Origin of the sequence: Methanobacterium formicicum DSM 3637 (assembly GCF_000302455.1) — an archaeon.
Lineage (GTDB): Archaea > Methanobacteriota > Methanobacteria > Methanobacteriales > Methanobacteriaceae > Methanobacterium > Methanobacterium formicicum_A.
In genome coordinates, this window is sequence record NZ_AMPO01000004.1 from 109,025 (window position 1) to 135,973 (window position 26,949).

General features: G+C 37.5%; 25 protein-coding genes. 8 read left to right on the forward strand and 17 right to left on the reverse strand.

The window, feature by feature from the left end; genetic code table 11:
• The first annotated feature begins 274 nt into the window (after window positions 1-274).
• The 3 genes from acs (at window position 275) to A994_RS05915 (ending at window position 5,534) form a co-directional block, all read left to right on the forward strand.
• Window positions 275-2,416, forward strand: coding sequence for an acetate--CoA ligase alpha subunit (acs, locus tag A994_RS05900; RefSeq protein WP_004030442.1), 2,142 nt, complete (start codon window positions 275-277; stop codon window positions 2,414-2,416).
• A gap of 425 nt (window positions 2,417-2,841) precedes the next feature.
• Complete coding sequence (locus A994_RS05910; protein WP_004030443.1) at window positions 2,842-5,223, forward strand: PAS domain-containing sensor histidine kinase; 2,382 nt, start codon at window positions 2,842-2,844, stop codon at window positions 5,221-5,223.
• A gap of 80 nt (window positions 5,224-5,303) precedes the next feature.
• Window positions 5,304-5,534, forward strand: a complete 231-nt coding sequence (locus A994_RS05915; protein ID WP_004030444.1) for a hypothetical protein — start codon at window positions 5,304-5,306, stop codon at window positions 5,532-5,534.
• A gap of 165 nt (window positions 5,535-5,699) precedes the next feature.
• Here the strand turns inward: A994_RS05915 and A994_RS05920 are convergent, their stop codons facing one another.
• The 7 genes from A994_RS05920 to A994_RS05950 form a co-directional block, all read right to left on the reverse strand.
• Window positions 5,700-5,891 carry a 4Fe-4S binding protein gene (locus A994_RS05920; RefSeq protein ID WP_004030445.1) on the reverse strand — a complete coding sequence of 64 codons (192 nt, stop codon included), beginning with the start codon at window positions 5,889-5,891 and terminating at the stop codon, window positions 5,700-5,702.
• Between the two features lie 345 nt (window positions 5,892-6,236).
• Window positions 6,237-6,629, reverse strand: coding sequence for a type II toxin-antitoxin system VapC family toxin (locus A994_RS05925; protein ID WP_004030446.1), 393 nt, complete (start codon window positions 6,627-6,629; stop codon window positions 6,237-6,239).
• Window positions 6,630-6,875, reverse strand: a complete 246-nt coding sequence (locus A994_RS05930) for an AbrB/MazE/SpoVT family DNA-binding domain-containing protein (RefSeq protein ID WP_004030447.1) — start codon at window positions 6,873-6,875, stop codon at window positions 6,630-6,632.
• Window positions 6,876-7,218: 343 nt separating this feature from the next.
• Window positions 7,219-7,710, reverse strand: a complete 492-nt coding sequence (locus A994_RS13380; protein ID WP_192812699.1) for a hypothetical protein — start codon at window positions 7,708-7,710, stop codon at window positions 7,219-7,221.
• 1 nt (window position 7,711) lies between these two features.
• Window positions 7,712-8,530 carry a DUF6282 family protein gene (locus tag A994_RS05940; protein WP_004030451.1) on the reverse strand — a complete coding sequence of 273 codons (819 nt, stop codon included), beginning with the start codon at window positions 8,528-8,530 and terminating at the stop codon, window positions 7,712-7,714.
• 69 nt (window positions 8,531-8,599) lie between these two features.
• Window positions 8,600-9,148 carry a FumA C-terminus/TtdB family hydratase beta subunit gene (locus tag A994_RS05945; protein ID WP_004030452.1) on the reverse strand — a complete coding sequence of 183 codons (549 nt, stop codon included), beginning with the start codon at window positions 9,146-9,148 and terminating at the stop codon, window positions 8,600-8,602.
• Between the two features lie 93 nt (window positions 9,149-9,241).
• Window positions 9,242-9,802: a hypothetical protein gene (locus A994_RS05950; protein ID WP_004030454.1), complete on the reverse strand. Its 561-nt coding sequence runs from the start codon at window positions 9,800-9,802 to the stop codon at window positions 9,242-9,244.
• A gap of 616 nt (window positions 9,803-10,418) precedes the next feature.
• Between A994_RS05950 and A994_RS05955 the strand changes: the two genes are divergently transcribed.
• Complete coding sequence (locus A994_RS05955) at window positions 10,419-12,233, forward strand: DUF2070 family protein (RefSeq protein ID WP_004030455.1); 1,815 nt, start codon at window positions 10,419-10,421, stop codon at window positions 12,231-12,233.
• Window positions 12,234-12,700: 467 nt separating this feature from the next.
• On the opposite strand, the gene A994_RS05960 is transcribed toward A994_RS05955, so the two are convergent.
• Window positions 12,701-12,982 (reverse strand): EMC6-like membrane protein, encoded by a 282-nt coding sequence (locus A994_RS05960; RefSeq protein ID WP_004030457.1) that lies wholly within the window; start codon window positions 12,980-12,982, stop codon window positions 12,701-12,703.
• A 58-nt stretch (window positions 12,983-13,040) separates the two neighbouring features.
• Between A994_RS05960 and rqcH the strand changes: the two genes are divergently transcribed.
• Window positions 13,041-15,176 carry a ribosome rescue protein RqcH gene (gene rqcH / locus A994_RS05965; protein ID WP_004030459.1) on the forward strand — a complete coding sequence of 712 codons (2,136 nt, stop codon included), beginning with the start codon at window positions 13,041-13,043 and terminating at the stop codon, window positions 15,174-15,176.
• 188 nt (window positions 15,177-15,364) lie between these two features.
• Here rqcH and A994_RS05970 read toward each other — a convergent pair whose 3' ends face one another.
• From A994_RS05970 to A994_RS05995, 6 genes are all read right to left on the reverse strand, one after another.
• Window positions 15,365-15,664 (reverse strand): Zn-ribbon domain-containing protein, encoded by a 300-nt coding sequence (locus A994_RS05970; RefSeq protein ID WP_004030461.1) that lies wholly within the window; start codon window positions 15,662-15,664, stop codon window positions 15,365-15,367.
• Entirely contained in the window at window positions 15,648-16,031 is a 384-nt protein-coding gene (locus A994_RS05975; protein WP_004030462.1) for an OapB/ArvB family protein, read from the reverse strand. Before A994_RS05975 ends, A994_RS05970 begins: the two co-directional genes overlap by 17 nt.
• Before the next feature lie 11 nt (window positions 16,032-16,042).
• Window positions 16,043-16,687, reverse strand: coding sequence for an Era-like GTP-binding protein (locus A994_RS05980; protein ID WP_004030463.1), 645 nt, complete (start codon window positions 16,685-16,687; stop codon window positions 16,043-16,045).
• Window positions 16,688-16,691: 4 nt separating this feature from the next.
• Window positions 16,692-17,387: a metal-dependent hydrolase gene (locus A994_RS05985; RefSeq protein WP_048204119.1), complete on the reverse strand. Its 696-nt coding sequence runs from the start codon at window positions 17,385-17,387 to the stop codon at window positions 16,692-16,694.
• Window positions 17,384-18,724, reverse strand: a complete 1,341-nt coding sequence (locus A994_RS05990; protein ID WP_004030465.1) for a hypothetical protein — start codon at window positions 18,722-18,724, stop codon at window positions 17,384-17,386. Before A994_RS05990 ends, A994_RS05985 begins: the two co-directional genes overlap by 4 nt.
• 374 nt (window positions 18,725-19,098) lie before the next feature.
• Complete coding sequence (locus A994_RS05995; RefSeq protein WP_004030466.1) at window positions 19,099-20,259, reverse strand: UDP-N-acetylglucosamine--N-acetylmuramyl-(pentapeptide) pyrophosphoryl-undecaprenol N-acetylglucosamine transferase; 1,161 nt, start codon at window positions 20,257-20,259, stop codon at window positions 19,099-19,101.
• 317 nt (window positions 20,260-20,576) lie between these two features.
• On the opposite strand from A994_RS05995, the gene A994_RS06000 reads away from it, so the two are divergent.
• Window positions 20,577-20,756 carry a class III signal peptide-containing protein gene (locus A994_RS06000; RefSeq protein ID WP_004030467.1) on the forward strand — a complete coding sequence of 60 codons (180 nt, stop codon included), beginning with the start codon at window positions 20,577-20,579 and terminating at the stop codon, window positions 20,754-20,756.
• Between the two features lie 141 nt (window positions 20,757-20,897).
• Here A994_RS06000 and A994_RS06005 read toward each other — a convergent pair whose 3' ends face one another.
• The gene (locus A994_RS06005; protein WP_004030468.1) at window positions 20,898-21,461 is read right to left on the reverse strand and encodes a hypothetical protein; all 564 of its coding nucleotides are present in this window, start codon (window positions 21,459-21,461) and stop codon (window positions 20,898-20,900) included.
• Window positions 21,462-21,664: 203 nt separating this feature from the next.
• Between A994_RS06005 and A994_RS06010 the strand changes: the two genes are divergently transcribed.
• Together A994_RS06010 and A994_RS06015 are read left to right on the forward strand one after the other, a co-directional pair.
• Window positions 21,665-21,844, forward strand: a complete 180-nt coding sequence (locus tag A994_RS06010) for a class III signal peptide-containing protein (protein ID WP_004030469.1) — start codon at window positions 21,665-21,667, stop codon at window positions 21,842-21,844.
• A gap of 351 nt (window positions 21,845-22,195) precedes the next feature.
• Entirely contained in the window at window positions 22,196-22,363 is a 168-nt protein-coding gene (locus A994_RS06015) for a class III signal peptide-containing protein (protein WP_004030470.1), read from the forward strand.
• Window positions 22,364-22,401: 38 nt separating this feature from the next.
• On the opposite strand, the gene A994_RS06020 is transcribed toward A994_RS06015, so the two are convergent.
• Both A994_RS06020 and A994_RS06025 read right to left on the reverse strand, forming a co-directional pair.
• Window positions 22,402-24,639: an STT3 domain-containing protein gene (locus A994_RS06020; RefSeq protein WP_004030471.1), complete on the reverse strand. Its 2,238-nt coding sequence runs from the start codon at window positions 24,637-24,639 to the stop codon at window positions 22,402-22,404.
• A gap of 97 nt (window positions 24,640-24,736) precedes the next feature.
• The gene (locus tag A994_RS06025; protein WP_004030472.1) at window positions 24,737-26,947 is read right to left on the reverse strand and encodes an STT3 domain-containing protein; all 2,211 of its coding nucleotides are present in this window, start codon (window positions 26,945-26,947) and stop codon (window positions 24,737-24,739) included.
• Between the last annotated feature and the right edge of the window lie 2 nt (window positions 26,948-26,949).

Below are 26,949 nucleotides of genomic sequence, written 5' to 3' on the forward strand. Positions count from 1 at the left end.
ATCTCACATTCTGATAAATCACTATGAAATAAATTCATCATAGGTGAATATTTATTTTCGAACTTGCATTTTCCACCCAATATGTGAAAATAGTTGCAGATTAATTTCACAATAAATAAAATTGTTTTAAATCAGATTCCAAAATAAAGGGTTAATAATGAGTGTTAAGTAAGTAAGTACTTTAATCATAGTTATTTTGCTATAAATCATCAGATTTATCCGAATATAATAAATAGGGGAGCAGATAATTAGTAAAGATATAATAGGTGATAACATGCTTGATATGTTTAATGCTAAATCAGTTGCAGTAATAGGTGCATCCGAAACAAAGGGTAAAATTGGTTATGACTTAATGACATCCCTCCTTAATTATTATAAAGGTAAAATAGTCCCAATTAACCCCAAAGGTGGTGAAGTACTGGGACTCAAGGCCTATAAATCCATAAAAGAATATGGACATGTAGACCTGGCAGTTATAGTAATACCATCACACCTGATCCCGGCCACAGTTGAAGATTGTGGAGAAACTGGAATAAAGAACATCGTTGTGATCTCAGCAGGATTTAAAGAGGTTGACACAGAAGGAGCCAGACTGGAAAACCAGCTGGTGGAAATATGCAAAAAATACAATATTAAACTGGTGGGCCCCAACTGTCTGGGCATAATGGACACCTACAATGATATGAATGCATCATTCTCTTCTGATATTGCCCATAAAGGGAAAATATCATTCATGACCCAATCTGGAGCCATCATGGCTGCTATCCTGGATTACGCTGATAAGAAGAATATAGGATTTTCCAGGATCGTGAGCCTGGGAAATAAGGCCGTGATCAATGAAAATGATTGTATGAAGGATTTCATGGAAGATGAAAACACCGAGGTTATAACCGCCTACCTGGAAGGTATTGTAGACGGACCCGGATTTATAGATGCATGTAGAGAAGCTTCAAAGAAAAAACCAGTTCTGGTTATCAAGTCTGGTACAACATCCAAGGGATCAGAAGCAGTTTCATCCCACACCGGTACCATTGCTGGATCAGATTCAGCCTATGAAGCAGCATTCTCCCAGTGCGGAATCATACGTGTGAATTCACTGGACGAAATGATGGACTACAGTAGTGCCCTGGCCTTGTCACCCCTCCCCAAAGGGAACAAAATAGCCATAATCACCAATGCTGGTGGTCCAGCAATTATGACCACGGACGCTGCCATAAAAGCAGGTCTGGAAATTGCCGAACTCACCACAGAAACCAAAGAAAAACTAAACGAAGGATTACCCGCTACTGCCAGTGTTAAAAATCCAGTAGATGTCCTGGGGGACGCCAGCCCTGAAAGGTACGCCTTCACCCTGGACACTGTACTGGCAGATCCCAATGTGGATGGAGTTATCTACCTGGTAACACCCCAGTCAGTCACGGACCCTGAGGGAATTGCCCAGGTTGCCATAGACCACGCCAGTAAAACCGAAAAACCAATCCTGTGCAGTTTCTTTGGAGGAACTCGTTTTGAAGGGGCTGAAAAACTCCTGGCAGCTAAACAGGTGCCCAACTACCTTTACCCCAAAAGGGCGGTTAAAAGCCTGAAAACCCTGTATGATTACACCGTTATTCGGGAACAGGAATATCCTAAATCTCCAGAATTTGATGTTGATAAAAATCTGGTTAAAAACATCATAGAAAACGCCAGGGAAAAGGGTATGCACACCCTGGGTCTGGAATCACTGGACATCTTAAAAGCATACGGAATACCCACAGTCGGCACTGCCATCACCAAAACCGCGGAGGAAACTGTGAAAGCTGCTGAGGAAATAGGATATCCCCTGGTTATGAAGATCGTTTCCCCACAAATTTCACACAAATCAGATGTGGGTGGAATCAAACTCAACCTCACCAGTGCTGAGGAAGTTAAAGCTGCTTATGATGATATGATGGAGAACATACCATTAAAAGAGCCAGAAGCGGATCTGGAAGGTGTTCAGTTACAGAAAATGTTATCCGGTGGTACTGAAGTTATCATTGGTATGGTGCAGGACCCTACCTTTGGTTCCATGCTCATGTTTGGACTGGGTGGTATATACGTGGAAGTCCTGGAGGATGTTAAATTTGCCATCGCCCCGGTAAATGAAGGGGAAGCCAAGGATATGATAAGGCAGATCAAAACTCATGAACTTCTGGAAGGCGCCCGTGGAGATAAGCCCAAGGATGTGGATTCCATTGCGGACATAATACTCCGGATCTCACAGCTGGTTACTGATTTCCCTGAGATCAACGAGTTTGAAATCAACCCATTAATGGTTTTCAATGAAGGAGACGGAGCAATGGCAGTTGACATGCGGTTGATGTTGAAAGAAGGAGGATCTGATGACCTGTTACAGAGTTCTCCACTTTCAACCCGGTTAAAATCAACCCACTAAATAATTGACCCATCACTTATTAAATCCCAAATATAAGCCCAGGATTGATATTTAAATGAATATCAATCCTTTTTAAACTAATTCCTCTTTTTTTAAAAGAATAATTGTATAATAACTGATTTTTATACTGCACTGATTTTGTCAACTGACCCAAGAGACTCCTGTCCTAAAAACCTACATTAAACTGTTTTCAAGAATAATAAGGATGTTTTTTCGGATTATTCATGTTTGTAATCTATATTAAATATAATCACCATATTAAAATCAAAGATAAAAATGGTGAATGTATCAATACCAGTCAATAGTACCTGTGTTCTAGCCCAAGGAAAAAATATCTCCACTGGAACTTGAAATAAACAGAGGATTGAACCCATTAAAGAATAATCCATAAAAATAGCCACATATGATACTTTTAAGGTGTTAAAATGAATAATCCTCCGTTATCCTTTAAAAAAGCATCTTATGTGACAATTATTATAGTAATTAGTTTTATAATAATTTCATTACTCATACAGGACCAATCTACCCTTAAAACCATTTTCAGTGATCTGAGCAGCCCATTAATTGAAATACTGGTGATTAGCAGTTTATTTTATGCTGCATACCGCTCCAGTAAACAGGGTACACATATGCAAATTGCCTGGACACTCCTAGGAGTTGCTATTTTATGTTACGCCATAGGGGATGTGATATGGGGCGTGCTAGAACTTGGTTACAATCAGAACCCCTTTCCATCATTAGCTGACATTTTTTACCTCTTATTTTATCCTTTTTTTGTTATGGGAGTTTACTTTTTCCCCAGGGAGCATTTCAACCGTTTGGAAGAGTTGAAAATCATCCTGGAAATGGGAATCATGATACTAACTGTTGGCCTTATTTTATGGATTTTCCTTATAGAACCCAATATCTCCAGCCGGGAAGATTTTTTGGCCATGATAATATCCATAACCTACGTTATTGGTGATTTTATTCTTCTATTTGCCATGATGAGATTAATCTACAGCAAGTTCAAAGAAGAATATTACAGTACCATGCTGCTTCTGGGACTGGGAATTATTGCCCTGATTATAAGTGATTGCATCTACTCCTATCAAAACCTGCAGGGAACCTATATTTCAGGAGGTTTACTGGATACGGGATGGATAATAGGAATGCTGTTGGTGGGTTTAGCCTCCTTTTTACACACCAGTGGTGAAAAATACGATTTTTATAAATACATTAAATTTTTACCCCTTGCAAAACGCTCAAGTTTTATCACATCATTACCCCTTTTCTGTGTATTAATTGCGTTTGTTTTACTGTTTTGGGCCAATAATATCCAACCGCAGCCACACCTAATATTAATCAAAGCAGGGGTGGGAATCATTATTTTAATGGTGGTTTTTCGTCAGTTACTTACTGAAAAAGCCCTGGTATTAAGCGAAAAAAGTTACCGTGACCTGGTGGATAACTCCCTGGTTGGGATTTACAAAACCAACTTGGAGGGGAATATCCTATTTGCCAATGAATCTCTGGCTAAAATATTTGAATTTGAAAGTGTGGAAGATTTCCAGACCAGAAAAACCACTGCATTATATAAAAATCCTGAAACAAGGAATAAATTTATTTATAAACTTAAAAAGGAAGGTAAATTAAATCAATATGAATTAGAAATGGTTTCCAATTCAGGGAACATTATTAACATGTTGATAAGTGCTAATTTGACAGGTGATATTATTTCAGGGATGTTAATGGATATCACCCGCCGTAAAAATACAGAAAAAGCACTCAAAGATAATGAGGAGAAATATCACACTCTTTTTGAATCCAATCCAAATTACACCATGCTTTTAAATTTAGAAGGAGTTATACTGGATGTTAACAGTGTTACTGCGGAATTTATTGGTATAGCTCCAGAGAAATTAATTGGTAAGAAATTACTTGAACTGGGCCTATTTCCAAAGGTAGATGTCAGTTTTCAGAGGGAAAAATTTTCACAGGCTCTAAAAGGAGATACTGTTAAACCATTCCAGTACAAGTTGATTAACAAAAAAGGGGAATATAGCTGGGTTCAATCGCAACTAGTCCCCATTAAGAAAGATGGGGGAATTAATTCCATCTTAGTAATTGCCACCGATATAACTGAAAGAAAAAAAGCCATTGACAACCTGAAATCATCGGTGAATGAGAAGGAGATCCTGATTAAGGAAATACACCACCGGGTGAAAAATAACATGCAGATCATATCCAGTTTACTCAGTCTGCAAAGCCAGCACCTGACTGAGGATGAGGAAGTTGCTCAGGATGTTTTGAAGGAAAGTCAAAACAGGGTTAAGTCCATGGCCATGATCCATGAGAAACTGTACCAGTCCAAGGATTTCACCCACATCAAATTTGAAGATTACATTAAAAGGTTGATATCGAATTTATTTTATTCCTACGACACCAAAATGGAACAGATTAAGTTACGGGTGGATGTAGAAGACATTGACCTGAATATGGAAACTGCAATTCCCTGTGGATTGATCATAAGCGAATTATTCTCCAACAGCCTGAAATACGCATTCCCTGAGGGAAAAAGTGGAGAAATAAGAGTTTCCCTTAAAAAATATCAGGATAATGAACAGGAATGGAACTATATTTTAACAGTGCAGGATAACGGTATAGGACTACCCGCTGACTTTGACTTTAGAAATACAAGGACTCTTGGACTGGAACTGGTGAACAGCTTAACTAAGCAGATTGATGGTACCCTTGAGCTTGATAGAAACCATGGAACCACTTTCAAGATTACATTTAAAGAATTAAAGTATAAACAGAGATTGTAAGAAAGGGAAAGAGAATATTGGGAAACAAGGAAAAAAAGATAAAGATATACAAGAAATAGTTCCCAGTAAGAGGTGATAGTATGGATGTGGGTATGTTAAGTGTACAGTATCAAAACGGCACAGAAGAATCATTCGATATTTCCAGTAACGATGTGAACCAGATTAAGGTTATGGAAGATAGAATGGTAATCAGTTTCAATAAAGACCCTTCCACAGGTAGAAACAGATGTAAGGTTATAATTACAAATAACCTGGCTAGCTATGAAATTTCACCCTGTGATCTGGAAGGACTGATTACATCGTTTAGATAAAAAAAATTATGATTTTTTTTAAACAATGAAGGGATTATTAACTAACCCGATAGCAATCTAAAATATAGTAATCAAAGTTAGCAATCTCAAAAAAATAGTAATCTAAAGGTATAATCTAAAATATAGTAATTTAAAAAAAATGATAATTTGAAAAAGGAGAACAATCTAGAAATTTTCGTGTTTCACTGCATCTTCCGGACAGTTATCCACACACATACCACAGAGTATGCAGTTATCTGTATCCACAACCATGGGTATGGTATCATCAGCATCCTGCTGGAATATACCCACCGGACAGTTGGTTACACAAGTCCCGCACTTGGTGCACATTTTTGGATCGATTTCAATTTTAGGCATACCCCTTCTCCTCCATAATAATTTAAGATTATGTTGAAGTTATTTTGTAAATATTAATATTTTTATTTTGTGAAGATTTTATTGAAATCAAAATTTTTTAGATTAAGAGATTTTTTAGATTAAGAGATTTTTTAGATTAAGAGATTTTTTCACACACTGATTAACCAATAATAGGGCCTAAATGAAAAATTCCCAAAATAGGTGTTTTTCAATAAATACATATACACTAACTCCCAAAAATTGAGCATTCTCTGGAATTAATCATTTTTTTACCATTATTATGATAAATCATACTATTTGTTAAAACCGTGATGCCTGTTAAAAACTATACTTTTTTATTAAAAACTACACGGTTTTTTGAAAACTATCCATGACTTCATCAGGAGTTAAAACATTATCCATCCACTGAAAATGTTTAATATTATTAGTAATCAGCGTAGCACTTAGGGTAATTGCAGTGGAACCGATTGCATAGTCATGGGCATTTTCACTAAAATCCCATCGCCCAATAGAAGCTTTAGCAGCTTCAACTGCATCATGTTTTCCAAAAGGGGCCACAACAATATTCATTTGTTCCAAAAATGCATTCACCATTGATTCTGTATTTCCCTTTTTTAGATGATGATACAGATATTCCATATAAGCAATGGCCGGAAGATATTTTTCAAATTCCGAATTTAACAACCAGTTACAAAAGTTTTTACTGTTAAATACATTGGTGTCTAGAACTAACTTCATTTAATCACCCAATAATTGAAGATTATCCGCCACTCCCTGTTTGAACCCTTTTTTAGATTCAACTTGGGTTTTGGAGATATCAGATGATGATTCAATCATTCGATCAGTTAATTCAGCGACAGTCATAAGCACCCAATTACCTTCTTTGTTCTTTACAAAGACCACTTTATCTCCAGATTGGATTTTAAGATCTTCTCTAACGTTTTTTGGAATCGTTACCTGAAACTTTTTAGTGACACTAACCATTAATAACACCTTACTTAAACTATTGATGTAATACTTAAAATAGATTAGTATTGATTATAATAAATCGGGAACCATCAAGAGCTAAAGTTATAACATGACCCCAAGAGTAAGGAATCAATAAAATCTAGAAGTCCCTACACGTTACACCCCTACATTCCTAGGATTTAATATTATCATCCCAGGCATTACAATAAAAAAAAAAGTAAGTATTTATAAAATGTGAAAATTCAAAATCTACTGGAGACTACACGGTAACTATAAAAGAACAATAACAGATCATCAACCATTAACGTGCCAGACATCTAGCATTAACCATCAAATCATCAATTTTTACCGTACTAGATCAGTCCTGTTGAATGAATTCAATGAGAATGCCAGTTAACTCTTCTATTGCTTTTAAGAATTCTCTAAATGTTGGCGGGTAACTGTTGGCACCATGGGATTCAACCTTTATGTCACCAAAAACAATATCAACTTCCCATTCATCATCTTCCACGCAACTATCCCTGCAGGTGACCCGGTAGTCTTCATACCAGTCCCAAATTTTTATTTCATCAAGATAATACCAGAAATCTTCCCATTCTTCATTACTGGGGATAATTTTCTGTTCATTTTGGTTATGATTTAGGCTCTGGTTTATACTTTGGTTTTGATTATGATTCTGATTTTGATCGTGTTCTATGATTTGATTTTGGTTTTGATTACTATTTTGGCTTTGGTTTTTAGATAATTGTTTTATGATTAAACCTTTATCTTCCCATTTTAGAGAGAATGAATAACCTTCATTAAATGATTCGTATTTAAAAATAAGTTTTATAGGACGTATTTCATTCATTTTAATCATTTAACAGTTTTTTCGGGTTATCATGGCACATTCGGGTTACATCTTTCCATGAAATTCCCTGCTGGATCATGCTGGCGATCATCATCTGCATTCCCATTACAGGCCTAGGGTTGTGTTCCTGCCCAAAATCCGTGGCCAGGATGCAGTGTTTGGCACCCACCTCTTTAATGGACTCTGCCATGATTTTAGGGTCAAGTTTATCATGTTGTGGCATGGTGGCCACCCAGCAATGTTCCAGGTAGGCATGGCGTGCCATTTCCTTCTGTTCATCTAAAGATGCACCCACCACCCGGGTTAAGGGATGGTTCACCATGATCTTTTCTACACCCAAACTTTGACACTGATCTATAACCTGGAATATTTCATCTGAATCTAGATGACCTGTGGCTAGGATAAGGTTATACTCCTTCACCAAATGTAAGATTTCATCCAGAGCATCATGATCTAGATCTATTTCCTTGTGATGAATAGTAGGCAGCCATATTATTTTGCCACCCATTAAAGCCGTGTTCAGCACTGCTTCGGGGTTTAATCCCCCTACACTGAGGTTGAGGGTTACACCACCCCATACAGGGAACCCTGTTACTCTATGGGTTATATAGGCCCGGCCGGCAGTGGGTTCCACATGGGATTTAAGTACAATTGCCCCCATGCCTTTCTCCTGAGCTTCCAGGGCTACCTCGTAATCATTCAACAATCTGGGTTTAACATCAGGACTGGTATGGATATGAGTATCAATGAAACCCGTGAGGATATCTTTCTGACCCATTTCTGGACTGAAATTCATAGATTTTTCTTGGCTGAGATTCATATACTCCCCCTTAACAAAAATTCAGATACTCCACTGGCTGAATTTCAGGTATTTATTTCAGATTGAAATTCATAAATTGTTTTGCTGACGGACTTCCTGGTATAAATTGCCCCCGGTTGAGTCCATGGTAACGATCAGGGGTCCGAAATCTTTGACTTCCAGTTCCCAGACTGCTTCAGGCATGCCCAGATCCAGCCAGTGCACATTATTTATTTTAAGGACCGAACTGACGTAAAGAGCAGCACAACCCCCTACTGCTGCCATGAAAACTGCTCCGTTCCTTTTTAATGCATAGGCAGTTTTCTCATCCATTCCCCCTTTTCCAATTACTGCCAGGGCTCCCTGGTCCAGTACAGCTGCCTGGTATGGATTCATACGGGTACTGGTGGTGGGACCTACTGCCACCATCTGGTAGGTATCATCATCCTGTTTTTTTATTATGGGCCCTGCGTGGAAAATAACTGCCCCTTCCAAGTCCACTGGTGATTCAGTTTCAATTATGCGCTTGTGTGCACTGTCACGTGCCGTGTAAATGGTTCCAGAAATATAAACCGAATCTTTAATTCTTAACTTTTGAGTTTCTTCCTTGGTGAGGGGTGTTTTGAGATGAACAATCATTTTTATTGCACCGTTAACGATTTTATAATATGATGAATTTTATTAACCATGGTACCATCTGTGTTAACCCTTGATTTTGATAAAAAATGAGTTTTAACTCAGGTATACTGCCAGAACTAAAATAATAATCAGAATAACTATGATCACTCCTAATATAATCAGAGGGTCTGTTTCTTCATAAAAACGGATGATTTTATCCATCAATCCCTGGTTTTTAACTCTGGATTTTTTTTCAACAATAGCAGTCATTAAACGTTCTTCTTCCAGTAGAATATTCAAATAATTTTTTTGACTGTTTAAACTGCTTTCCCGGTCAATGACATCCCATAACTCTTCTTCTTCAAAAATTTCATTGATAAAATCATCATCTATTCCTATTGTAGGGAAAATATTTTTAAGAGATTCTCTTCTTTCAGATAACCGGTCATTGAATGAATCAAAAACTTCTTTACTGAGTTTACGATTATAACTTTTTAATTCCAATTCATGAAGGGTTTTACAGAATTCTAGGGGATTGCCACACTCACAATTCACAAAATCACGGGGTGATTCTCCATTTTTTAGTTTATAATATCCTCCACAGTAATTGCAGAAGAGGTAACCACCACTTGTGGAACGAACATATTTTTTGGTTTTATTTTCATTTAAAACCATTAAAACACCTTGAAAAGGGAAAGTGTTAATTATATTTAGGAATTATATCTGGAATTATTTTCATACCTATTTTTTGATAATTTCCAGTTGTGTCCCCTAACCCAATTTAATATAGGTTTATTATTTCTATATTAATGCTTTTTGGAAATTTATAGATACAGTTCATTACATTAAATTGCATTACATAATAACTGGATACTTCTCATCCAGTTCGGATTTTTTAAAAAAAATCCAAAAAATCTGAAGGAACTATCAAAAAGAAGAACTCAAGAAATAATCTATAAAAATAGGAAAACTTGAAGGTCACAGTTCACTCCTAGTTAGCAACTCTTAAAGTATTACTTTTTTATATGCAAATACCAATAGAATGTTAAATATTTAATTAGCTTAAGAGATTTAATATAGATAGCTTTATTAATTCTAAAATCTATGGAAACCCAGTCTTTAAATCTTAGAATTTCAAGAAAAATAACAGAATATTGTTATATTGTAGTAAACCCATAATTTAATTACTTAACTATAAATAAAGAGAACAGACTAATATATCAAGTCCATTATACTGTTATATTCAATAATTGTAATAATTATATTATTATCTCATACCTAGAGGTGAATTATGTCAGCCGTTGATAATATTACCGACCTTTCCAAGTACATGGTGACCCTTCCACCTAGCAGAATATCAATTTTATGCATGACCTTCCTTAGCTTCGTTGCCGGAGCTGTTGCAGCCTACATGGAACCCTTATCTTCAATATTCGATAGCATTGTTTACGGTGGATCTGCCGGTTTCCTGATCTTTGGACTAACATCCATCATGGATGGGGCTATAAGCCAGCCCCTGATAAATGCCATGAAGGGAAGACACATGAAGATGAAACAATCCATGTTCATATCCCTTTTAACCATGGTACTGGTGGCCATGGTATACGTTCTGGGCAGTCTGGTGTCCAGCTTCACCATCTACAGCTACGTTATTGATGCGCTGATCTTAGGATGCGCACTGGCCTTTGGCCTGCGCATATTCATTATCTGGGGAACCTCCAACATAGGCCCCCTTAGATCCATTATAATCTCCGCAATCCAGCCAGTTCTCATCCTGAGCATGGTGGTAGTAATAGTATCCTTAACCAGCATCACCACCAACATTGGATCCTTCAGCATCATAGCCGTAGCACTCAAAGGACTCATCGCAGGGCTGATACTGATGATCGCCATTTACTCCTTCATGCTGGTGGTTGAATCCCCCATCAAACGTAACCTGGGAGTGGGCGGCCTGGAATTATTATCACTCTTCATAGCACAGTACACTGAAGGGTCACGTGCCATGGAAACACTCTTTGAAGATATGGGCGAACCCATAGATACCCTGGTGGGTTTAGTCAGTTTCAAAGGCGAAAATGGAATAAAAGGATTGTTCATATCCCCCTGTGTTCATCCCGGCCCAGTTGGAACCATTGGAGGGGGAAATATGCCCACGGTCCTGGCAAAAAACCTGGAACCATTTACCATGGTGAGCCACGGCCCCTCCACACACGATTTTAACCCGGTAAGCTCCAAAGAGATCTGTAAAATTAAAAATGTGGTTTTAGAAGCTCTTGATGACATGGAATACACAGCAACAGCCAGTCCATTCATCAGGGTAGAACACGAGAATGCAAAAATCGGTGCTCAGTACTTTGGCGATAACCTGGTACTCCTGGCCACCTTTGCACCACATGGTTTTGATGATATAGACTTTGGAGTAGGACTGGCTCTTATTAAAGCAGCACAGGGACACACTGGAGCCAAAAACGTGGTATTAGTAGACTGCCATAACTCCTTCAAGGGAGAATCAGGACGGGTGTTACCAGGAAACCCTGAGGTTTTCCAGCTTCTAAATGCAGTGGAAAAACTGGAAAATCCAGGAGAAAGTGAGCTTAAAATGGGATGTGCCAATGATACTATCCCAGAATTAGGTAAAAAGAGCGGCATAGGTCAAAGTGGAGTTAAAGTTATGGTTACTGAGGTTGATGGCCAGAAAACTGCCTACATACTCATGGATGCCAACAACATGGTTATTGGTTTCCGAGACGAAATACTGAGTCATGTGGAAAAACTGGACCTGGACCACGCTGAAGTGATGACCACAGACACCCACTTCGTTAATGGCCTTTCCGGTGGTCACAATCCCCTGGGAACAAAAGACAGGGATATAATAATAGAAAAAATAGTAGAATGCACTAAAAATGCTTTGGATGACCTAGAACCAGTCCAGGTTGGTGCCAAGACTGTGAAACTATCCAGTATAAACACCCTGGGACCCACGCATGCCACCGAACTGGTAACCACCATCAGCTCCATAGTAGCGGTAAGCAGGGTAGTAGCTCCACTGGTATTTGTACTGGCATTGATTTTCGTGTTTATCTGGATATTCTACTGGACATTCTAGACTCAACACATAAATCAAATCTAAAAACAAGTTATAAATTTACAACTCCACATAAATGGAGTTTTTTTCTTTTTATATGAGAGAAATAGTTTGAAATTCATTAAAGTTTGAAATTCATTAACATGAAAAAATTAGTTTAAATAAAAAAAGGTTTGGAAACCATTTTAAAAGAAAAAAACTAAAAAAAACACCCATTGAAAGAATAAACTACAAATAACACCCCTTAAAAGAAACAAACTACAAATAACACCCATTAAAGATATGAACATTATAAAAACAATATTAAAAAAAAACTCTGAATAAAAAATTATTAGAAAAAATAAGTTATTGCAGGGAATAAATTTTATTACACAGAATTAATCTTCTAAAACCCATATTAACCGTGAAAATTCTTAAAAAAAATATTGAAAATCAGGATTTTTGAAAAAATTAAGGATTAAAAGAAAAAAGGGTTTGGTGAAATACTCTCACATCATGTTGTAGAGGATAACCCATACCATTATCCATACAAAGAAGAATGGTACAATACCACTCCATAGCCATCCTTTCATTCCACCAACTGCTTCCTTACCAAACATCCTCTCAGAGAGCTGTCCTCCTAAGTAAAGGATTAATAGCCCTGCTAGGACTGCAAGGAATTCGTTTTTACCCAGGCCGCTAATGCCACCCGTTGATAGTAAGAATGATAGGAATCCTGCAACTAGAGCCAGTGCAGAATGTACAATGGTTAACTTAATTTCAATGTCCATATTTTTCCTCCGGTTTAACTATGTTCATTACCATATAATATAGATAAAGGTGACTCCTATGAAAGCCATGTCCAATGTTGATCTTTACGCCATCTCCCATGAACTCAATGAACTCCTCCAGGATGCCCGGGTGCAAAAAGCATACCAGCCCACCAGGGACACTGTGATCATACGATTCCACGTCCCGGGGAAAGGAAGGGTAGATGTGGCGTTCCAGGCAGGTTTAAGGGTGCACACCACCCAGTATCCACCTGAAAATCCCAAAGTACCACCTTCATTTCCCATGCTTCTCCGTAAGCACTTGAAAAATGCCACAGTCAAGGGGGTCCGGCAGCATAACTTTGACCGTATTCTGGAAATTGACATCCAGAAGGAACATCGCTTTACTCTGGTTGTTGAACTTTTCTCTCAAGGTAATATAATACTTTTGGATGAGGAGAACCAGATAATCCTACCCCTGAAACACCGTCACGCACAGGGAAGAAAGATAACCTCCAAGGAAGAATACCAGTACCCTGAAGAGAGAGGTATACACATCCTGAATGTTGAACTGGAAGACTTGAAGGAGTTATTCGCTAATTCTGACTCGGACCTTATCCGGACACTTGCCAGGAGTGGTCTGGGTGGAATGTACTCTGAGGAAATATTCCTGCGTTCTGGTGTGGATAAAAAACAGCCTGCCAATGAGACCAGTGAAAGTGAAATAGAATCAATTTACCAGAGCATGACTGAGCTCTTCAAACCACTCAAAACCTTCAAATTCCAGCCCCAGATCGTGAAAGAAGTAGTTGAGGGTGAAGAAAAGGAAAATGAAGAAAAAACAGGTAAAGAAGAGGGCAAAGTCAAAGATATATCTAAAACCAAAAAAGGCAAAGAGGATTCTAAAACCAAAAAAGGTAAAGAGGATTCTAAAACCAAAAAAGGTAAAGAGGATTCTAAAACCAAAAAGGGTAAAGAGGATGTGTTGCCCCTGGATATTTTAACCTACCAGAATTTCCATAAAGAGCGTTTTGAAACCTTTAACCAGGCTGCTGATGAGTTCTACAGTGGAAAGGTGGGTGCAGATATCAAGAAGGTTCAGGAAGATATCTGGGCCAAAGAAGTTGGTAAATATGAAAAAAGGCTCCGTATACAGGAGGAAACCCTGGAAAAATTCCAGAAAACCATAGTTGAAACCAAGAGGAAGGGTAACCTCATCTACTCCCACTACTCTGAAATTCAGAACCTGCTGGACATCATCCACCAGGCCAGAGAGAAGTTTTCCTGGATGGAAATTGCATCAAAACTTAAAAAAGCCCGTAAAGAAGGAATGGTCCAGGCACAGATCATCCAATCCATGGATAAAATGGGGGTGCTCACCCTGAACCTGGAGGGTGAAACTGTAACTGTTGATGCCAACCTGGAGATCCCTGAAAATGCAGAAAAGTATTATAACAAGGGTAAAAAGGCAAAACGGAAGATCAAAGGCGTTAACATGGCCATTGAACGCACCAAGAAAGATGTGGAAAGAAAGCGCAACAAGCGGGAGCTGGCCCTGGAAAGAGTGAGAGTACCACAGAAGAGAGTGCGCAAAGAACTTAAGTGGTTTGAAAAACTACGCTGGTTCTTATCCTCAGATGGGTTCCTGGTTATTGGTGGTCGGGATGCCGGTACCAATGAAATGGTGGTGAAGCGCCACCTGGATAACCCGGATATTTACCTGCACTCGGATATACACGGTGCTCCATCTGTGGTTATTAAAAAAGGTGAAGCAGAAGAAATCCCTGAATCAACCATCCATGAAGCCGGGAACCTGGCTGCATCATTTTCCAGTGCATGGAGTAAGGGTTATGGTTCCCAGGATGTTTACTGGGTACACCCGGACCAGGTTTCAAAAACACCCCAATCAGGTGAATTCGTGGCCAGAGGAGCATTCATAATCAGAGGAAGCAGGAATTATCTCCGGGGAATACCACTCAAGATAGCGGTGGGTATTGTAGATTATGAGGGTGAAAGGATCATGGCTGGTCCTACTGAAGCTGTATCCAAATACACTGATAACTACGTGGTCTTAAAACCAGGTTTTACCAAGAAAGAAGAAATTGCCAGATCTGTTCTTAGAAAGATCGACCCGGAGAAAATACTGGCCCTGGAAGATGTTATACGCGTGTTACCATCAGGTAAGTGTGATTTTGTAGAGAAGGGAAGGAAATAACCAAAAAACACTAACAAAAAGCGAAATTTACAAACAGTAAAAAGATAAGTTAACAAAAAGTAAAAAGATGAGTTTGCAAAAAGTAAAAAGATAAGTTAACAAAAAGTAAAAAGAGGTTTTTACAAAAAGAGATACTAATAGTTATATTAGCTTTTTAAAAACTTCTACATTCATTTAAAAAAATAAATTTACTTATCCTTTTCCTTAATCTTCTTTTTTAAGATGTAATTAATGTCAATAAGGTATTTTCCTTCTTCATCAGAGACTATTACTGATTCATCAGCCATCAGGGACTGCAGGTTCACCTCGTAGACCCCGTGTTCCTTGACCATTATGGTTTCCACAGAACTGTCCTTAATTTCTTTGATCTCCTGGACTTTTCCTTCCTGGTGGAATTCAAAGAATTTACTGCCACAGTTGGGGCATCCTTTTAGGATTAGGTCCTCTGAGTCTTCGTATTCCTGGCCGCACTTAATACATCGATGCATCACTACCACCGAGGCTGGCCACCATTGACAGGAAGTTTGACTTCCTTTTAACTGCTTTCATGACATTTGCCGGGCCGATAATGGTAATACCCACTGTTTTCTTCTTGGAAAGTCCGAAAAAGGAGCTTTCATCCTTTTCCAGGGTGTAGATATCAATTCCCATGAAGTTTTCCACATCGATCTCGCGCATGGTGGTTTCTATTAACTCTGCCTCTTCTTCGGGTTCCAGTCCACCTTCAATTACCAGAAGTTCACCTTTTTTTACCTTTTCCACGATCATGGATATTTTTTCGATGCTACTTTGTGTTTTAAGTGCATCTGATGAGAGGAAATCCATTTTGAGACTGTTGGTATCAACGTCATCCATATCTATCACCTTTAGTTGAACTTTTCCACCATGGCCTGGTACAGTTTATCGGTGTTTTCACCGTGCAAGGCTGAAATGGAAACCACCTTGTGCTGGGGGAATACTGAAAGAATTCTTTCGGGATTGGATTCTGGCAGGTCCACCTTGTTGGCTACAATTACAAAGGGTATCTTACGGGCTTCCAGGTTACCGATTATGGTTATGTTAGCCTGGGTTAGGGGGTCTTTGGTGGAGTCCACCACGAGTAGAACACCAGTAACATCATCTAACCATTTAATAGCCTCTATTATCCCTTTTGTTGCCTCTTTAGCTCTTTCTTTGGCTTCCTGTTCTGATAGGCCGTACTGTAAGAAGTTTTTATAATCGATCTTGGTGGCTATACCTGGTGTGTCAATGATATCAAAATCCAGTTCCACACCATCGAAGTTTAGGCTGACTCTTTCCTGCCTGTAAACTCTTCTGGTTTCGTGCGGTATCTCGGAAACCAGTCCCAGGGATTTGCCGGTCCATTCCTTGGTCATCCTATTGGCCAATGTGGTTTTTCCAGAGTTGGGGTGACCGTAGAATCCTATTTTAAGCTTTTTTTCTTTTCCAATTAGTTTGTTGAAGATGTCTGTGAAGAATTTTTTTCGGAATATGCGCATGATATCAACCATTAAATCACTCTTGGTATGTTTCGCCAGGTTTAAGCACTGTTACTTTGGTTTCGGTGGATAATTCAACCAATTCTTTGAACCGGTATGGGTCCTGTTCTATCACTGGGAATGTGTTGTAATGCATGGGTATTATGACTTCCGGTTCTATCCACCCCGCAGCAATGGAAGCCTCCCTGATCCCCATGGTAAAACGATCACCAATTGGTAGTAATGCTATTTCTGGTCGGTAAATCTCCTTTATAACCGTTTTCATATCCCCAAAGATACCGGTGTCTCCAGAGTGGTATATCTTCTGCTCATTTTCCAGTTCCAGAATGTAACCACAGGAACTTCCACCGGGCCCTATGCCTTCTACGAAGTCCATGTCTGAAGAGTGAATGGCGTTAACCATGGTTATTTTAATCCCTTCTGCTTCAATGGTTCCTCCCACGTTCATGCCAGTTGTTTCCAGTCCCTGCTGGGAGAGGTATACTGAATGCTCATGGTTACACACCACCATGGCACTGTTTCTTTCTGCTAGTTCCACTGAATCTCCAAAATGATCCTTGTGACCATGGGTGATGCATATCACATCAGCGGTAACTTCCTCTACATCCACTGGACAGGCAGGATTATCACGAAGGAAGGGATCGATTAAAATGCGAATACCATTATCAGTTGTTATATGGAAGGCCGAGTGGCCCAGCCACTGGATCTTCACTTTTTCAGCTCCAGATCTACATCCTGGGAGATGCTCCATGCATCCTCAAACATTCTTTCAATCTCCAGAATGGATTTTTTGTCCTTGTAGATAACTCCCACTTCGTAACTTTCGTATATGGGGTCAGTGGATATTATGAGACCGTTAACCTCATCAGCCACAATGGCCACAGTGTGCACGTGGGGCATGGTCCTGATCTTCACATCTTTATCCTGGAGGAGCTTAATTAACTCCACCGATGCATCATCATCCAGGCTTGCTTCCTGGATTATCATACGGCTTTGGGTATCCATGAACTTTTTAAGGATGCTCACGTCAATGTTACGCACCCAGGGGTACATCATCAGTAACTTATTTTCTGCAGTTACTATGGTGTCCTTCATGGCTTCCTGAACATCATGCGCCTCAAAGGACCATATTATGGATGGTTCTGTTGAATCTGTCTTCAATTTGTCTATGGTTCCCTTAAATGAATCCAAACGTTCATCAATAATGCCTTCAATGTCCTTGGCATTCTGGATGTAGTTTTCTTTGAGTTTGTCCAGTCTGTTTTTAACGAACTGATCATCCCGTCCAGTGCGGGTTTGCAGTTCCTTGAGCCTTTCCTTATCCGCAGTTTCCAGTACAGATTTAGGTGCAGGTACTACTTTTTCATCAGTTTTCCCTTTTTCATCAGTTTTCGGTTTAATCCTGAAGGGTTTTACTTGATGAGGTTTTTCAGCTTTGTCTTCTTTTTTAATGGCAGATCCCTCATCTGTGGTGGCTTTTTTAACCGGTGCTATTTTCTTGGGTGCTATTTTCTTTGGTTGTGTTTTTGGTTTAGTAGCCAGATCAGGAGGTAATGTAGTTGATTTATTGGTGGGAGCTGCATCCTTTTTCTGTGGTTTAAATGTGCTTGGAGGTGTTTCGGTTTTCTTTTTTGGGGTTATGGCCTTTCCAACTGGGGCAGCTTTTTCTTTTTTAATGGGCGGTGTGGATGTTGATGATGGACCAAATTTAGGTTCTTCCTTGGGCCGTGGTTTGGGTTTTATAACCCGTGAATCATTAATTGTGGCTGATTTTGAAGGTATTTTATCCTTAACTGGCATTTTTTTCGGTTTGATTTGTGCAGTTGCCGCTGATTTTGGGGCTTTTACCTTTTTTGGTCTGGGCATTGCCCCTTTTGATAAATCTATCCTGCTACCGAAAAATATCATTAAAATTAGTCCAAATACGGATGCAATTAATCCTAAAAAGAATGCTATTGGGTTAGGTGGTATGTTAAAACCAAGGTACATTAAATAAAAACCACCGATAACCAAGAGACCCCCAAAAACGCTGACAATTAAATTGATCATCTCATACCTCCAATCATATTATGTTAAGGACTATTTATAAATTATTAGTTTCATCACACACCAAATATTATCATTCTTCCAATATGAGTCTTAAAAAATTGAATTTCTAATTCTAAATAGGACCTTAACAATTATTAATATTTTCCGGATTTCATATGCCGATCTTCCCCACTTCAGTTAAAAAAAGTATTTGATTTAGAAATTTTATCCAGTTTAAGAGTTTAACTTCATCTCTAGGTTGATTAAGGTGAAACTTTCATTTTCAAGTGCCTAGTGAAAAATTTCAGTTACAAAATGACTAGGTAAACTTTTAGAAACAGTTGATTGATGATACATCATTCAAGTTGACTAATGGAAACTTCATTTTAATTTGACTAATTTGAAGCTTCATCTCCAGTTCCTGCACAACTGCGAATGATATTCACTGCATCTTCAGTTCCATTGTACTTGGAAAATATATTCCTGGTTTTTTCTGCATTTTTCCTGAGATCCTGACTTTCCAGGAGCCGGTTGATATTTTCTGATAAAATCTCCGGTGTTAAAGTGCCCATGTTCTGCACCTGAGCTATTCCATAATTTTTCATTTTCATGGCGTTTTTCATCTGCTCAGGATGATTCTCTATGGGAACCATCAGGCTGGGAATGCCCAGGGAAGCTATTTCCATGGAGGTGGTGTGTCCAGCCAGGCTCACCAGGAAGTCGGATAGTTTCATCCACTCCATGATATCCCCCAGAAATCTTTTGCATATTATCCGTGGGGAAGATTCCAGATCCAGTTTTATCTGGGGCCCGGTGACCAGGATCATCCGATCACAATCAAGGTCTGGTGCTGCCTGGTGCAGGAGTTTTAAAAGTTTGTTACCAAATTCTGATCCCCCTACAGTGGCCATCACCATTTTTTCGGACTGGTCAAAACCAAAACGCTCCCTGAGTTCATTTTTACCATCCATGGTTTTGGGGTTCATCTTCAGTATGGGTCCGGTGAAGTTCACCCGGTCACGCACAGGGGAAGGTACTTCGTAAGAGTTTTGAACATCCGGTATGATGATTGACTGGCAGAGCCTTGAAACATCCTTTATAAAGCGCTGCAATCCATTCTCCAAGTATTCCAGGGTACGGTCTTTCTGGCATTCCTCTTTAAGTTCCGGTGCCAGGTCGTTACTTACCAACACACAGGGTATGCCCAGTACCTTGCAGGTGATGGGGACTGAGTAATGGGAATCAGAAACAACCACATCCGGGTTGAATTCCTTAATTATACGGGATTCATGGTATATACTTTTCAGGAAAATGTAAGGTGCATCAATGGACTTGCGGGCAGTGTGTTTGAAGTTCAGCTCACCGGAACTTCCGTAGAACTTGATGGTTGGAAGTTCCACCACATCGTAGTCACTGTACTCATTAAGTGTCTGGTAGCCAGAACCGTAGCTAGCAAAGAGAACCTCGTCACCTTTCTCTTCTAATTTTTGGGCTAAAGCCACTGAACGGGAGGTGTGTCCCATTCCAATGCCACAGGGTATTAGGAGTACTTTCATTTAAGTGCCTTGAAAAGTTATGAAACATTATTCTAAAAAACTTGAAACAGTAATTAGATTCAATTGTGGTCTTTTTTTAAATAAATTTATCTATATTCAGTTAGTTTTGTCCATAAGACCTTCTTCAAATTTTATATTATTTCCAGAATTATGTATAACTTAATAATTATTTTTTAATGGACAGATTATGTCAACATATCACGTTAAAATTCCATTGGATATCATTGAAAGCCAATCTATTGATAAAAGTTTGTAGAAAGATTTATTTATAATAAGTTAACAAATGTAATAACATTGTAAGGGGTTTGGTGGAAAATGTGTTTCTAAATGATGAAAGAGGGCAAGGGGCGGCAGAATACATACTTTTATTTGGAGCAATGATTGTTATAGCCATATTTTCAATAATAATTTATCGCAATTATGTCTTATCAACCAATCCTTTAAATTCCGCTCAGGATATTAATCAAGTGCGAAGTACAATTCCAACTAAAGCTTAATTCCCAATTAGTAATAAAGTATGGGACTTGTAACTCTATTTTTTAATTTGTAATATTTTACTCTAATAAAGAGATTCAATTACTTTTATTTATATTTGACACTGAAAAAAAAATGCTAATAATATAACCGATAAAAAAAAATTATTCCTGCGACTGGACAAAGGAAACAATGTTTTTGAATAATTCTAGAGATCCTTTATTGTTACTTAATCCCCATGCTAATTTATTTCTAAATGATCTTTTCTGTTCTTCGCCCATTGAGTTCATGTAGAAAATGGTTTGATTGAAAAGTGTGTCTGCTCCGTTGGGGTTGTTGAATGTACCTTCATTTTGAAGTTCATCTATTTTCCTGCGGAAAACCCTTTTAAGGTTCTTTGATGCTTTGTAAACTTCTTCGTGATCCTTACTTTCCATCTGTTTAAGGATGGTTTCTATTTCCACAAAATCCATTCTGGAAACACCGAACACAATACCTTCGGGTCTTATGGATTGTATTCTTTTTACACCATCATATATTGTGAAATCATAATCTGCGATGTATATCTGCCCTTCACGGAGAAGAGCCATTAATGATTCGTTAAAAGTCTTGTCTGATGTTCCGATCCCTGATTTTGATCGTATAACTTCCAGAATCCTCTTTTTGGATATCTCATCGTTTTCTAAAACTTCCAGGATCAATTTTCGTAAATTGTAGTTTTTGGGCATGTTCACAGGCCTCTTAATTAGTATGTGATAATATGCACAAAGAAGTATATAAAAGATAATTATATGTGAACACTAAAGAATATTACTGAGCACATACTTGCACAGCATGAATATTGTTGTCAGCGAGCAATGAAAATGTTTATATATAACTATCAACAGAGAAGTTGTATATAATTGAAATAACCTTATTGGAGGTAAAAAATATGAGCTTTTTAAAAGACGAAGGTGGACAAGGAGCAGCTGAATATATTTTATTGTTTGGTGGAGTTATCGTTATTGCAATAGCTGCATTACTGATCTACAGGGCATACTTCAGTGGCAACTCTGGATTAAATGCCAGTCAGGATGTTAACACCATAAGAACTACAAGTTCACTGAAATAAACTCTCATAAAGAGGTTTCAAACCTATTTATGGGCTATTTTTTTATTTTTTAAATTTATTTGATTTTTTATATAAATTTTAGATTAAATCTATGATTTTTCTCTATTAATATATGAAATTGAATATGAACTTCAATTTTATCCACTAAGCATTAACGAATTAGGGCACAAAGAACTGTTTTTATAAGGATTACTCTGAAAAATTAAAGATTACATTAAATTTGTCTAATAATCTCAAGAGAATTCTTTCTGAGTACAAAATAATTTATAGCAGAATCTTATAATTTATAATAAAAGTACTGGATTAAATTACGATTTTGTAAGTATATTTCGATGTAATAAGGTGGATAGAATGGATGAAAAAGGTCAAATCAGCGCTGAAATGATATTATTACTTGGTGCGATGTTAGTTATAGTGATTGTTGCAGGTGGAGCCATATTTGGTATTACCCAATCATTTGCAGGGAATATCTCTCAAGTGATAGATACTGCCAGAAACAATGCTATTGGTAAAATGTAATAAGAATTAAGATGAATTTATTTAAGAATTTACATTCATCAAACTCCCCAAACCACTGCTTTATTACGATAAAATAAAGGTTTAAACACAGTAGAATTACTTTTTTCGATGACTAACTTGGTGAAAATAGAATTCTCAAATTGTTTATCCAGTACTACTGCTTTTTTATGATCAATGATGAAAACACCAAAATCACTACTGGAATTAACATAACGCTTTACAATGGTTCCGTTATCAATGAATTCCACAAAATAAGGTGTTTCATTTTCCCAGGTTAAATTTTCTGTTTTAAAATCCATGAATACATCATTACTGGAGTTAAGATAATCAGAAGTCATATTCACAGTTCCAGATGAGTAAATATAATTATTAGAAGAATTTCCAGTGAAGTTCCACCCACCAAACGTGAATATCCAGTGCCCAATACCAATCATCTTATCATTGGTAACCACAACCATAGGAGACGGATTTTCGGGATGAGTATACTTTAAAACTTCATCAGCCTGATTATTACTTAGATTATAATCATTTAAAAGTAGACTGCGAGCACTTTCTTTATCAAGACCCAATATATTGTTCATGATATCCACAGTTTTACTGGTGTTTCCCACAAACAGGTCCAGTGTGATGTAACCTTGATCCCCACTGGTGGATAACATACGCATGATACCTACTGAAAGGCTCTCATTATCAGTTACAAATGCTTTATTAATCCAGTAATCCCTTGAAATACTGGGAGATTTATCTTTATAGGGGAATAGATCATCAAAGTTACGAACCGGTAATGTTTCTATATATCCCATTCTGCCGTCCTCAAGAACCGGGCGATCTGCGATAGCAGTGTATAAATGACCATTGTTCCAGTCACCTATAATGACCGTGTTATTTGATGTGTTATTATTTATCCAAACTGAAGCAGCCCAGATATCATCATTAGTTCCGGGAATTAGATTAAAACTGGTTTCACTAGCCCATATCCCAGGGAGTACTATTAATATCACAATTAAAATAGAAAGAACTTTGAGAATGTAGGGATTTCTTTTAAAAATATGGATTTTTTGGCTGTTTTTCAATAAGCTTATGTATTCAATGCAGATCCCAATCATGATTCCGGTGCTAACCACCAGAGGTGGGATTAACATGATCATGAATCTTTCACCATTATTCAATGCAACAAAACCGGCAATGGTCCATAAAACCAGGAACCAAAAGGACATCCAGTTAATTCTCTTCAAGAATTTTTGGCTTAATTTGTCATTTAACAGTATTCTGAAAGTCCATACCAGTCCGAATAATCCGGCAAAGAGTGCAATTCCTATACGTGAAACAATTGATTCTATAGAAGGTTTAGTTAGTTCTGAAACTGAAATGTAAAGATTGGGCCAATCAGCCCAGGATGCGCTGCCAGTAGATAAATTAAGAAGTTGAATTGGACTATATGCTAGTTTAAAAATGTTTATTAATCCTGTGAATAGCCCTACTAAGATTAAGGTCCCTGCAAAGAATAATATCAGGTTGTATAGGTGATTTTTTACTATTCCACCCCGTAACTTAGTTACTAGAATGCATACAGCCCAGAAGATAACAATGAGGTAAAAGAGGTATTGCCAACCATTCCAGGCCAGCGCAAATAAGAACATGGACACTGCTGTTAGACTTGAAAAAATTAGTGCCTTTTTACCGGGTTTATTTATACTATCCAGTGCCAGGAAAAAGAAGCCAACCACTAAAAATGGGAATAATAAGTTGAACATGTCTGTATCGAACCATCCTGGGACTGTACGAACAAAGTAGTAGGGGATAGTGACGGTTAAAATACCAGCAGTAACTGCACCGTATTGATTGGTTAATCTACCCACAAAGAAATAGGCTGCAATTCCTGCCAGTGGTGCTATAAATGCAGATAGCCAGAAGCATATAACAAGGAGGGGCACATCTCCCAATAAGTTGATGAATTTGTAGATAAATGCTGTTAAATAAACTATTAAAGGAGGATAGTCAATGGGGACTCCGGGAGGATAGTAAGAGTGGAGGTCCCAGTCCATGCCTTTAATTATTGCATCACCTAAATATCCGTGGTCCAAATAGTTTTCGGTTAAACGGTAGTTGTAGTATGAGTCCAGTTCATACATGTAAGGGAGGCCGTTTTGATCCTGATAAAAAGATTTTTGAGAATCTGGAATTGAATTGAGATTTGTGGTTTCCACTCTCAAGAAAAAACCAATGGAAAAAATCAGCAAGACAATGGCTATGGTGGTAAACAATTTTTTATCCATTTCAACTCCCACAGAATATTTAGATTAAGTTTAATAAATTTTTTATGAATATTTAGGGATATAATAAAGATTGATAAGTGATTATTTAAGGTATCATCTAGGTTGATCCCCATACAACAACCCCATTCTTGCGATAAAGAGGCCTAAATAAAGAAGTTTCATTCTTTTCCACGATCATCCGGGCAAACATAGAATTTTCAAAATCACGATCTAACACTACCGATAAATTATCATCCATTTGCAATATTATACAGAAGTTACTGCTCTCATTTTCATAATATTTTTCCACAACCCCATTTTGAACTTTAATAACACAATAAGGGGTTACATTATTCCATACTATAACATTAGACTTCAGGTCACCAACAACACCATCATCACTTTTAATTGTATAATTATCAATCTTTAGATTTCCATAAGAATATAATGGATTAAGACCTTTATCAGTGTTAAAATCCCATCCTCCAAACTTAAATATCCAGTAGCCCCCATAAATCATTTCATTCATTGTTATCACCACAAAAGGAGTAGTATTATTAGGGTGAGTATATTCAAGTACATTAGAAGCCTGTTCGGGGGTTAAATTATATTTATTTTCAAGAATATATTCTGCTGTTTTATTATCCACTCCTAATATAAAATTTAAGATTTCTACATCTTCTGAACTATTATTATTATATTTATTAAGAGTCAAATAGGCCATGTCACCACTGGTAGCAAGCATGCTAAAAATACCCCTAGATAAGCTCTCGTTGTTGGTATAGAAAGCCCTATCAATCCAATATTCGCGGGATACATTGGGAGAACTATTAAGATAAATATTTTCAGAACTCTTTATTGGAATATTTTCGATATAACCAAGCCTTCCATCAAAAACTACTGGACGGTCAGTAATTGCTGCGAAAAAATGACCATATACCCAACTTGATATGACTACCGTGTTATTATCCGTATGATTATGCACCCAAATCCCAGTTTCCCATATATCATCATTCATTCTAGGGTTTAAATTATTATAATTATCATTAACAACTACCAATGAAGGTAAAACTATGCAAACAATCATCAAAATTGGAATTAACCGGTTTAATCTATGATTTTTTAAACTTAAATTATCTACAATCAAACCCACAAAAATACCAATTAGAATAATTAAGGGAGCTGCGAGTAGTAAAATAAACCTTATCCCACCTAAAAGTGATAAAAAGCCACATAATGCCCAAAAGATGCTGAACATGTATAAAAGTTTAATTTTATTTGTTTTAGTTATTGTTTTATTTTTTCTAATAAGAAGTATCATGAAAAATATAATACTTATAATGGCAAGAATCAACAGTGAAGGTCCTAAACCTCCCATTATACTACCAAAAGATGGGATCTGAAGTTCACTAACCAAAATATACACATTGGGCCAGGGATACCCTAAAGATCCGCCTCCCAATAAAACTAATTCAAATGGAGATAATATGAGCTTTAAAATATTTTGAAAGCCAGTTAAACTCCAGATCAGACCAAGGGATGTTATAAAAAATAATAGTGAACTGTAACTAATTTTTTTAAGGGCTTGTCTGTTTAATTGTCCTGTAATCTTCCCAAAAGTGATTAAAAGGATACAAAAAATTAACATCACATAAAATAAATATTGCCATCCATTCCAAGCCGCTGAAAATAAGAACATGAAAAATGCTGAGGCTAATGTTAATAAAATTCCAGCTTTCCTGTCACTGTTAAGAGCTTCAAAAAAACACCAAACAATCAGAAATGGAAATATTAAGTTAAACATATCCGTGTCAAACCATCCTGGAACAGTTCTCATGAAATAAAAGGGCACAATAACTGTTAATATTCCTGCGGTGGCAGCACCATAATTATTAGTGAATCTACGAAGGAAAAGATATGCCACAATACCGGCAAGAGGAGCAATGAATATAGGTGTCCAAAAGCAGATTACCAGAAGCGGAATTTTAGCAAATATATTCAGGATATTGTAAATAGTTGCTGCTAAATATGCGATCAATGGAGGATAATCCATAGGCACACCGGGAGGGTAATAGGAGTGCAAATCATATTCCGTACCATTGATTAATTCATCCCCTAAATAACCATGTTCAATGTAATTTTTAGTTAAGCGATAATTGTAGTAAGAGTCCATATCATAAAAATAGGGAAGACCATACTGATCCTGGTAAAAAGACTTTTTATCCTCAGAAATACCGGATAGTTGTGTTGACTCCAGCCTCACTAAAAATCCAATCATAAATATGATGAAAATGATAAGAAGAGTTAGAGCTGTCTCTTTTTTTAACATCT